The 11545-nt window shown below is 35.5% G+C and carries 10 protein-coding genes; 8 read left to right on the top strand and 2 right to left on the bottom strand.

Translation table 11 applies throughout. The annotated features are described in order from the left end of the window. Positions 1-95: 95 nt before the first annotated feature. From polC to IKS50_RS04365, 8 genes are all read left to right on the top strand, one after another. Positions 96-3392, top strand: a complete 3297-nt coding sequence (polC, locus tag IKS50_RS04330) for a DNA polymerase II large subunit (protein WP_292845917.1) — start codon at positions 96-98, stop codon at positions 3390-3392. Between the two features lie 252 nt (positions 3393-3644). After that, entirely contained in the window at positions 3645-5963 is a 2319-nt protein-coding gene (gene nrdD / locus IKS50_RS04335) for an anaerobic ribonucleoside-triphosphate reductase (protein WP_292845920.1), read from the top strand. A 237-nt stretch (positions 5964-6200) separates the two neighbouring features. Further along, complete coding sequence (locus IKS50_RS04340) at positions 6201-6491, top strand: 50S ribosomal protein L21e (RefSeq protein WP_292790924.1); 291 nt, start codon at positions 6201-6203, stop codon at positions 6489-6491. A 5-nt stretch (positions 6492-6496) separates the two neighbouring features. Beyond that, entirely contained in the window at positions 6497-6841 is a 345-nt protein-coding gene (locus IKS50_RS04345) for an RNA polymerase Rpb4 family protein (RefSeq protein WP_292845923.1), read from the top strand. Between the two features lie 158 nt (positions 6842-6999). Beyond that, a complete protein-coding gene (locus tag IKS50_RS04350) occupies positions 7000-7626 on the top strand; it encodes a DUF655 domain-containing protein (protein ID WP_292845926.1) in 627 nt (208 codons plus the stop codon). An 8-nt stretch (positions 7627-7634) separates the two neighbouring features. Beyond that, positions 7635-8507, top strand: coding sequence for a 16S rRNA (adenine(1518)-N(6)/adenine(1519)-N(6))-dimethyltransferase RsmA (gene rsmA / locus IKS50_RS04355; RefSeq protein WP_292845929.1), 873 nt, complete (start codon positions 7635-7637; stop codon positions 8505-8507). A 4-nt stretch (positions 8508-8511) separates the two neighbouring features. Next, positions 8512-9096: a HemK2/MTQ2 family protein methyltransferase gene (locus tag IKS50_RS04360; RefSeq protein ID WP_292845932.1), complete on the top strand. Its 585-nt coding sequence runs from the start codon at positions 8512-8514 to the stop codon at positions 9094-9096. 10 nt (positions 9097-9106) lie between these two features. Next, complete coding sequence (locus IKS50_RS04365; protein WP_292845935.1) at positions 9107-9274, top strand: hypothetical protein; 168 nt, start codon at positions 9107-9109, stop codon at positions 9272-9274. Between the two features lie 5 nt (positions 9275-9279). Here the strand turns inward: IKS50_RS04365 and dapF are convergent, their stop codons facing one another. Together dapF and lysA are read right to left on the bottom strand one after the other, a co-directional pair. Beyond that, positions 9280-10140, bottom strand: coding sequence for a diaminopimelate epimerase (gene dapF, locus IKS50_RS04370; protein ID WP_292845938.1), 861 nt, complete (start codon positions 10138-10140; stop codon positions 9280-9282). A 9-nt stretch (positions 10141-10149) separates the two neighbouring features. Further along, a complete protein-coding gene (lysA, locus tag IKS50_RS04375) occupies positions 10150-11433 on the bottom strand; it encodes a diaminopimelate decarboxylase (RefSeq protein ID WP_292845941.1) in 1284 nt (427 codons plus the stop codon). Between the last annotated feature and the right edge of the window lie 112 nt (positions 11434-11545).

The raw sequence follows: 11545 nt of genomic DNA on the forward strand, positions 1-11545 counted from the left end.
GTTTTTAACCTATTTAACTATTATTAAAAAACATTAATAAATCATGAAAACCAAGTATTATATACTAAATTAATTTTGTAACTTGTGGCGATACCATGGATTATTTTGATAGATTAGAAAAAGAAACCAATCACCTATACGAGATAGCTAATGAGGCAAGGTCTAAAGGTTTAGATGTTGAAACCGAAACCGAAGTGCCACTTGCAAAGGATTTAGCTGAAAGAGTAGAGGGGTTAGTTGGCCCTGAAGGCGTGGCACAAAGAATTAAAGAATTAGAGAAAGATATGGACAGAGAATCAGTTGCTTTTGAAATTGCCGCCGAAATTGCAACAGGCAAATTCAAATTGACTGGTGAAAAGGAAAACTGGGATGACGAGCAAAGATGTGACCAAGCCCTTAGAACAGCTCTTGCGATTTTAACAGAAGGAGTAGTAGCAGCTCCATTAGAGGGAATCTCTGATGTTAAAATCAAGAAAAACTTTGATGGAACAAAATATATTGGAGTTTATTTTGCAGGCCCAATCAGAAGTGCGGGAGGAACAGCTGCAGCATTAGCCGTACTTTTAGGAGATAAAATCCGACAAGCAATTGGTATTGATGCATTTAAACCAATAGATGAAGAAATTGAAAGATATGTAGAAGAAGTTGAACTTTACGAATCCGAAGTTACAAATTTGCAATACTCACCAACACCAGAAGAAGTGAGATTTGCAGCAAATCACATTCCAGTAGAAGTATCAGGAGAGCAAACCGATCAAGTAGAAGTATCCCACAGAGATTTAGAACGTGTCGAAACTAACAATATTCGTGGCGGAGCGCTTCTAGCTATGGTTGAAGGAGTTATCCAAAAATCTAAAAAGATTAAAAAGATTGCTAAAAAATTAGGTCTTGACTGGGATTGGCTTGAAGAATACTCAAAGCCTAAAACAAGTGATTCATCAGACGACAATGGAGATTCAGATGTTGTAAGCGAGCCAAAATATATCCAGGATATCATTGGCGGAAGGCCTATTCTTGGCTATCCTTCAGAAAAAGGAGGTTTCAGACTAAGATACGGCAGGTCTAGAAACACCGGTCTTGCCACTATGGGAGTTCACCCGGCGACCATGGCCTTGCTTGAATTTTTAGCAGTTGGGACACAACTTAAAATCGAATATCCCGGCAAGGGTAATTGTGTTGTTCCGGTGGATTCTATTGAAGGGCCAATTGTCAAGCTTAAAAATGGCGATGTTTTAAAACTCGATAGCGTAAAGAAAGCACGTGATGTCAAAAAAGATGTTGTGGAAATCCTATTTTTAGGGGACATGCTTGTTGCATTTGGTGAGTTTTTAAGAAACAACCAGAACTTATATCCATCAGGATGGGTTGAAGAATGGTGGATTCAGTTGTTAATGAAAAGTGAAAACTTTGATAAGGACAATAATGATTTGGACTTGCATAAATTAGAATTCGATTATTTGACCGCTGTTGAAGCTTTCCAATTATCTAAAGATTATAATATTCCTCTTCATCCAAAATACACATACTGTTACAATGACGTGACAATTAATGACCTGAATGGATTAATTGATTTGCTTGAAAAATCCAAGCCAACTTACACAAAAGAAGAAGGAATTAAACTTGATTTATCTTACCCAAAAAGAGTTTTAGAAATTATGGGGGTTCCCCATACCGTAAGGGATGGTAAAATAATCCTCGATAAGGATCATTCCTATGCTCTTTTAGTAACCTTATCTGAAAAATTGCCTGAAATGACAACAACCATTGAAGCTGTGAATGCGGTTTCTCCTGTTGAAATCAAAAACAAAGCTCCCGCTTACATCGGTACCCGTGTAGGCAGACCTGAAAAATCAAAAGAAAGATTAATGAGGCCTGCTCCACATGGATTAATTCCGATAGGCAATAACGGTGGAGCTAGAAGGCTAGTTGCAACCGCTGCTAAAAAAGGCAATATTAAAGTGGAGATTTCAAGACGAAAATGTACAAATCCTGAATGCGGCATCAGTTCTTTCGGTTCTCTTTGTCCGAAATGCGGCCATCCGACTGTAATGGGAAAACCTTCACAGAAAAACATCCCTCTTGCCAGCATGCTTAAAAAAGCATCTGATAACGTTAAAGTAAGGCGTGTTGATGAGGTTAAAGGTGTTATCGGTATGATTTCCGAATCCAAACTACCTGAACCTATAGAAAAAGGAATACTTAGAGCAAAGCATGAAGTATTTACTTTCAAGGACGGAACAATACGTCACGACTCTACTGATTTGCCATTAACCCATTTTATCCCAAGGGAAATCGGAGTTAGCGTCGAAAAGCTTAAAGAAATGGGTTATGAAAAAGACTGCTATGGAAATCCAATTGAAAATATTGACCAGATAATTGAACTTAAAGTTCAAGACATTGTAATTTCAGATAATTGCGGAGATTACTTGCTTAGAACTGCACAATTTATTGATGATGAGCTTACAAGATTCTATGATATGGAACCGTTCTATAATGTGAAAGAGAAAAGTGATTTGATTGGTCATTTGGTAGCTGGCCTTGCACCCCACACTTCAGCCGGAGTTTTAGGTAGAATTATTGGATTTACTAAAGCTTTAGGTTGTTATGCTCATCCTTATTTCCATTCTGCAAAGCGTAGAAACTGTGACAGTGATGAAGATGCGATAATGTTGCTTTTAGATGCTTTAATTAACTTTTCAAAATCATACTTGCCTAACACTAGAGGAGGAAGTATGGATGCTCCTTTAGTTTTATCTTCAAGAATTGACCCTGAAGAGATAGATGACGAATCTCACAACTTAGATATCTTTGAAAGATTCCCTGTTGAGTTTTATGAAGAGACATATACTCCTCACAAGCCTGCTGATGTGCTCGAATACATTGACAATGTTGAAAAGCATTTGGGTACTCCTGAGCAGTATGAAGGCTTGATGTTTTCCCACAACACTTCAAATATCCATGCAGGACCAACAGTTTGTCTTTACAAAAGATTGCCTTCCATGAGAGAAAAGGTAGAAGCTCAAATCGCTCTTGCAGAAAGTATTAGGGCTGTTGATCAACGTGGAGTTGTGGAAAAAGTACTGTCATCTCACTTCCTGCCGGACATTATGGGCAATTCCAGAGCATTTTCAAAGCAGAAGGTTAGATGTACCAAGTGCGGTGCAAAATATAGAAGAATGCCCCTTACCGGAAAATGTGCATGTGGCGGTAATTTAATTTTATCTGTTTCAAAGGGATCAGTTACTAAGTATCTTGAAATTTCAAGAGATTTGGTTAACAGATACCCCGTATCACATTACCTTGAGCAACGTTTGGAGATTCAGGAATTCGGTATCAATTCGTTGTTTGAAAGTGATAAATCCAAGCAGAGTTCATTGGACGTATTTTTCTAAATACTCATCAAATGCTCTCTTGGACTATTAATTTTTAATATTTAAAATATAGGAAATATCAGAGTAGACCAACTCTGTTCGATTAGAGACGAACAATTTATATACCATGAGAAACTATGTATTAAATAGATGTTCGTATCAATACGAACAATAATTATACATGTGTTTACAAATAGTAATAGCATGTGAGAGCATACTCTCTCCAATCGGATAATAAACTTTTTTAAAAACTAGGAAAATGGTGTGAAATAAATGGAAAGAATATCAGAATTAGGAAATAATTTACAAGAATCCGTTAAAATCAACGTGGAAAAAAATAACGGAATAAAAGAAAGATTCAGTTATGAAAAATTAATGAAATCATTGATAATGGTTGAGACCCCATTTTTTGAGTCAGATAAAATCATTGCAACCGTAGTATCTCAATTATACGATGGAATAAAAACCAAAGAGATTAAAAAGATTGTTTACGAATGTTTAGAAGATATTGACCCTGAAATCGCAAACAAATACTTAGCAAGTACCCAATTAAGAGTACGTACTTCAAGAGATACCATCGAAGCATTTGATTTATCAAAAATTGCTAACACTTTAATTGAAGAGACCGGTGCTAGCCAAGAAACTGCTTTTGAAATCGCTACTGAAACCTGGAAAGAACTCAAAAAGTTAAATGTAGAATACTTAACTGCTCCAATGATTAGGGAAATGGTCAACACAAAATTGATTGAATACGGTTTAGAAGATTTAAGAAGCCGTTACACTCGTTTAGGTATCCCTGTTTACAACATTACTTCCTTAATTGAAAACGGTAACAGAGATAACGCAAACATGATCCACAACCCGGAAAGTATTCACAAACATGTAGCAGACGAAGCGTTAAAACAATATGCGCTCTTAAAAATGTTGCCTGCACACTTAGCAGATGCACACATGTCCGGGGACATTCACATTCACGATTTAGAATTCTTCGCTGGAAGGCCTTTAAACTGTATGCAACATGATATAAGAACTTTCATCAAATACGGACTTAAAGTGGACGGTACTGGTGATCACACCTCTATTGCGGGCGCACCAAACCACATGGAAACTTTAATGAACCACACTGGTGAAATTATGCTTGCAGCACAACAAAACATGTCTGGAGGACAAGGAATGTCCCTCTGGAACGTATTTGTTGCACCATTTGCAAGAGGCAGAACTTACGATGAAATCAAACAATCTGTACAGATGCTTATTTACAACCTAAACATGGCATACGCAGCAAGAGGATCCCAAGTGCCATTCACAAGTATGGCATTGGAATTTGGTGTTCCTGATTTCTTAAAAGATGAAACCGCATACGGACCAAAAGGTGCAGTAGTCGGAACTTACGCTGACTTTGAAGAAGAAACTAGATTAATCCAAAGAGCATTCACTGAAACATTACTCGAAGGAGATAATGAAGGAAAACCACATTTATTCCCAAATACTATTTACACACTCCGTAAAGAAACAATGACAAGTGAATACGAAGATGATATCAGATTAGTACATGAATTATCTGCAAAATATGGTTCATCATACTTTGTAAACATGTTCCCTAAATACAGAGGAAAAATGGCAAACTACATGGGATGCAGAACCTGTTTACAAGATACCTGGACTGGTGACTGGGACCAAGACTGTTTAAGAACAGGTAACCTCGCTTACGTAACCTTAAACTTCCCAAGAATCGGATACCAATCCAAAGATGAATCTCAAGTATTCGAATATTTAGATGAATACATGGATTTAGCAGTTGAAACTTTAATGCTTAGAAGAGAACAAGGATTAAAATGTTTAAATGAATTCCGCATTTTACCATTCTTAAAACAGCAAGTAGCTGAAGATTCATACTACAGAATCCAAAACTCAACTTTATCCTTCGGTTTTGTTGGACTTAATGAAATGTTATTATCATTATTCGGTGAAGGAATTGAAAACGCTGATGCTAACAAATTCGGTCTCAAATGTCTCGAATATGTAAATGACAGAGCCAAAAAATTACAGGAAGAAACTGGACTTAGATGGTCTGTTTTACAAACTCCTGCAGAATCTACTGCTTACAGATTCGCAACTCTCGATAAAAAACAATTCGGAGACCAAGCTATTGTACAAGGTGACGGAAACGCTAACTACTACACCAACTCCTCACATGTGCCAGTAGACACCGGATTATCCTTAATCGAAAAAATCAAAATTGAAGAACAATATCACAGTTTAACTCCTGGTGGACACATCTTCCATGCATTCATGGGAGAATCATACTCAGATCCAGACTCATTAATGAGTTTAACTAACAAAATTGCAAGAAAATCCGATATCGGATTCTGGGCTTACAGCTCAGCATTAAGCTTCTGTTTAAAATGTAAAACTTTAATGAAAGGACTAAACAATGTTTGTCCTACCTGTGGTGAAAAAGAAGATGTAGAATGGTATGATAGGATTACCGGTTACGTACAACAAGTTGGACGTGCAAAATCTGCATCCGGTGGTTGGAACCCAGGAAAACGTCAAGAATTAATTGACAGAAGAAGATTCGAAGATAACTAAACAGTTATCTTCTTTCACACCATTTTTTATTTTTAAATTTTTTTAAACTAATTTTCAAAAATCACCCAAAAACTAAAAGTATATTAATACCATTGAACTAAAATTATAATATTATCATATCACTGATGGTAATAGTTATTTTCACATTCTATGTTACTAGTATTTATGGGCTTTTTTAATACTAGGTCGCTGATAACATAGATTTATACCCAGACTGAACTGATTAGAGGTTATATAATGCAAAGATCAAGAGGATTAAAAAGTAGATCAAGAAAAAAAATGACTAAAGTACAAAGACCGGGTAGAACTAACCCAATTACTAACAGGCTCCAAAGATTTGAAGAAGGAGACTTAGTTCACATTACTATTAATCCATCCATCCAAAAAGGACAACCTGCTCCTAGATTCCACGGAAAAACCGGTAAAGTCACCGGTCAAAAAGGAAAAGCATACATTGTCTCTTTAAAAGATGGTAACAAACCAAAAGAGTTAATAGTAAGACCTGATCACTTAAAATTACAACAATGATTTCTATGATTGGAAAAGAAGTTATTAAAAGCGAACCAATACCAAGTTCTGAAGTAAAAGAAATTATTGAAAATTTCTCTGAAGACAATGAATTAAATTATCAACAAAATCTTACAGTAAATCATCTTGCAAGATTTAAAAGATACTCACCAGAAGATGCAGAAGAAATTTATCAAAAACTCAAAGAAGAATTTGGTTTAAGAGATAAAGTCGCAGTGCATATTGTTGATTTTGTTCCAGTAGACTTAGCAGACATGAGATTAATTTTTGCTAAAGAACCAACAAAAACAACCAAAGAGGACATGGAAAAAATCCTCGAAATGTTAGAACAATATGATTTTATCGAATAGTATTTTTACTATTCCCCTTTTTTTATTTATTTTTAAAATTAATTTTTACAAATCCTACTTTTTTTAGATATATTTATTATACTTAACAGTCAAACCTATAAATAAGTTTAATATTATGGCAACTATGTTATAATAAAAAAACAATAGTGAGTGATAACATGGATAATAAAAAGAGAAATGGAAAAAAACCAACAGTAAAAAAAGAAGAATACGCTGTTGTACTTGATTATCTAAGTCGTGGCTATGTCAAATCTGATATGTCCAAATTCGGTGGTAAACCTATTGCTCAAGCTATTGGTACAGAACAATTCACTTTACTTGAATTAGCTCCTAAAAATGGTGTTGATTTAGAAATTCAAGACACTGTATATATTGGAAAAGGAAAAAGAGATAAAATATACAGGGTTCTTGGAAAATTGGATTATGAAAATTTAACCGCAACTAGTAGAATAGAACTAGATTACGCTATTCGTGATATTGTTGAAGCAAATGAAGAAAAATATGTAAAATTTTTCAATGAAACTGAAGCATTAAGTTTAAGGCTTCATTCACTTGAATTAATTCCAGGAATTGGTAAAAAATACATGGGAGAGATTATCAAAGCTAGGGAAGAAAAACCATTTGAAAGCTTTGAAGACATTTCCAAAAGATTGCCAACATTAGCGGATCCTGCTGGTATGATTGTTAACAGAGTTAAACAAGAGCTTGACACTACAACACCAAGAAAGGGTAAAAATAAATATTATCTATTTACTCAAACTCCTAGAGGCTCAAGAAGAAGATAAGTGATAAATTGACTAGTGAAAATTCCCCCTCCTTATCTAAAATAACTAAAGATATTTTAAATGAAAACGGAATAAAGTTAAATAAAAATCTAGGTCAGAATTATTTAATTGATAAAAATAAAAGAGACCAAATCATTAACTTTGGAAATATCACAAAAAAAGATGTTGTTTTAGAAATTGGAACTGGAATTGGAACATTAACAATTGAACTAGCCAAAAAAGCTAAAAAAGTAATAGCAATCGAACAGGATGAAAAGATCTGTAAAATATTGGCCAAACGACTTAAAGACGAAAAAATAGATAATGTAGAACTGATTAATGAAGATGCTTTGAAGGTTGAATTTCCAAAATTCAACAAAATCATCTCCAATCTACCTTATCAAATCTCATCACCAATAACCTTCAAATTTTTAAACTATGATTTTGACCTAGCTATTTTAATGTATCAAAAAGAGTTTGCCAACCGAATGAACGGTGAAGTGGGAACAAAAGATTATTCCAGACTTTCAGCAATGCTTTATTTTAAATGTGATGTGGAAAGATTAACTGAAGTTAGCAACGAAAGCTTTATTCCCAAACCGCAAATTGACTCAACTGTCATTAAGTTAACGCCAAAAGAGAACATCATCTCTCATGAAGACTTTAAAGTATACTCAAAGTTTACAAAGGCACTATTCCAGCACAGAAACAAAAAAATCAGGAATGCACTGATTGATTCCAGGCACATTATCAGCAATATTGATAAGAAAGTCCTTAAAAAGAGATTGAATGAAATTGATGATGAAAAAATAGAGGAATATCTTAAAAAAAGAGTTGTTGTGCTTACTCCTGAAGAAATTTTATTTGTATCACAAAAGTTAAACCCTATTTTTAAAGAGTGATTTTATGGCTGATTTTATAATCAATACTGATGACAATGTTTATATTCCTGCTGAAGACAGCTACCTTCTAGCCGATAATTTAGAAATTGAAAAAGGCCAAAGCGTTTTAGAAATTGGAACTGGATCAGGCGTTGTTGCAATGTATGCTTCAAGATTGACTGACAGGATTACCGTTACCGACATTAATTTTGATGCATGTGGACTTGCGCGAAAAAACTTTGAAGAAAACAACATTGAAAACATTGAAATTTTATTTGGAAACTTATTTGAACCTGTCAAAAATAGAAAGTTTGATGTAATTCTATTCAATACTCCATATCTGCCGACTGAAGAAGGTGAAGTTTTAGAAGACACTATAAATTATGCATTCGATGGTGGAATAAATGGAAGGAAAGTTATTGACATGTTCTTAAATGAAGTGGGAAATCATTTAAATGATGGCGGAACTGTCCAACTAATTCAGTCTTCACTTTCAGGCAATGATGAAACATTGACAAGACTTGATGAGTTAGGTTTTATTGCAGAAATAAAAGCCTCAGAACATTTCTTTTTTGAAGACATAACATTAATTAATGCATATAAGATATAATGGTGAAAAAATGGAACAATGGAAACAATCAATACTTGTAGGCGTATTTCTTATAATTCTTGCACTGGCGTTTTCAGCCGCAAGAAATGAAATGAGCATTTTGATGGTATTTGTAATCATACTCGGTGTGGTTGATATCATCTTCGGTTTATACAGAAAGAAAAATGAAAAAAAATAGAGAATTTAGAATTCTCCATCAAAAACTAGCACCGCAGGGCCTTCCATGAAAGCTCCAAGTGCATCATCCTTTTCATAAACTTGGAATTTTAAGTCTCCACCCGGCAAGTGGAGCAAAATGTTTTCATCAAACAGACCTAGTTTAAAGCCTGAAATTGCAGTAGAAGTTGCACCTGTTCCGCATGCAAGTGTTAGGCCAGCACCACGTTCCCAGGTAATCATCTTACCCTCGTTTTTACTGATTACTTCAACGAAGTGTACATTGATCTTTTCGGGGAACACTTCATGGGCTTCAATGGCCGGACCGTATTTGTTAATGTCGATTTCATCAACATCATCAACGAAGATTATTGCGTGAGGATTTCCGACACTGATGGCGGTCAGGTTAAAAGTGGTGTCCAAGACTTCCAACTCGCCATCCAAAAATTCTTCCTTATCAGATGTCATTGGGATTTCAGGAGTTTTAAATGTTGACAAACCCATATCCACTTTAAACAATACCGGTTCATCATCTTCCAAGGAGATTTCAATTGTTTTGATTCCTGCCCTTGTTTCAACAGTCATTTTTTCCTGTTTCAAAATACCTTTTCTGTAGACAAAATCTCCAAAGCATCTGATACCGTTTCCGCACATTTCAGCTTCGCTTCCATCAGGATTGAACATTCTGTATCCAATGTCGGCAACTTCAGATGGCTCTACGAACAATACTCCGTCTCCGCCGACACCGAAGTTTCTGTGGCATAATATCCTGCATGCTTCAGGTTTGTCAGCTTCCGGAATGACTTCCCCTTTTGATTCGTCGATTATTGGAAAGTCATTGCCTATTCCGTGCATTTTTGAAAATTTTAATCCTTTTAAATCTACCATAGTATCAACTTATTTTAAATGTGGTGGAATGCTTTGTTTTGCATATAAGTCTTCAAATGTTTCTCTTTCTCTTACGAGTGAGCATTTGCCATCGGTTACCAATACTTCTGAAGTCAATGGTCTTGAGTTGTAGTTGGATGACATTGTAAATCCATATGCTCCTGCGTTCAAGATACCTAAGACATCCCCCTCTTCCACATCAGGCATTGGCCTGTCGCGTGCGAATAAGTCTCCTGATTCACATACGTTACCTGCGATGTCCACTTCCTGGGTCATTGGAGCATCCATCTTGCCTGCATCGACAATGTGGTGGTATGAATCATACATTGCGGGTCTTAAAAGGGTGTGGAAACCAGCATCCACTCCTATGAATTTTCTGTAACTTTGTTTGACGCTGTTAACGGTTACCAGGAGTACGCTTGCATCACCGACTATGTATCTGCCCGGTTCAAGATACATTGTAGGATTTCCCATATCGTATTCTTCAATTTTCTCTTTGAATAATCCGACATTGACTTCTGCAAATTTGTCTAAGTCTACGATGTTTTCTTCAGGAGTGTAAGGAATTCCGACTCCTCCACCGAAGTCAACGAATTCGAAATCAATTCCAGTATCCTGATGGACTTTACCTGCAATATCCATTGTTGATTCGATGGCTAATTTGAATGGTTCAGGGTCTAGGATTCCTGATCCAATGTGAGAGTGCATACCGATTGGATTGAATCCTAATTCTTTTGCCATTTCATATACTTCACTAGCTTCGTTGTCCATGATACCGAATTTACTCATCACTCCACCGGTAATACAGTGGTCATGGTGTCCTGCACCAACCATCGGGTTTACTCTGAATGATATTTTTAATCCTTCAGGATCAACGACTTTAGCTAATCTTTTAAGTGCGGATACTGAATCGATGTTTAAGACTACGCCTTCATCGTGGACATATTTCAATTCGTCATTGGTAATGTTGTTACCTGTGAATAATATTCTGTCCCCTGAAAAACCTACCATTTTTGAAATGTGTACTTCTCCAGGTGAAACTGCATCAATACAACAACCTTCGCTTTCCAATATTTTCATTACTGCAAGGTTGGTATTAGCTTTACATGCATAAAATACTTTGAAATCTGGGTAGTATTTTGAAAATGCTGAATAAAATCTGTTATAATTTTCTCTTATCCTATTTTCATCAATTACATAGGTTGGAGTTCCGAATTCTTCAGCAATGTCTATTGCATCTGCTCCACCAATATCCAAGTGGTTTTTATCGTTTACTTTAATATTTAAATCCATAATTAAAACTCCTTAAAAAAGTTACATTATGTATTTAGTTATATTATTCAAACTATTTAATCGTATTGAAGGAAAGCGTTTTTCCGTTCAGATTATTTAATAGAAGGTTGAA

Source organism: Methanobrevibacter sp., from assembly GCF_017539065.1.
Lineage (GTDB): Archaea > Methanobacteriota > Methanobacteria > Methanobacteriales > Methanobacteriaceae > Methanocatella.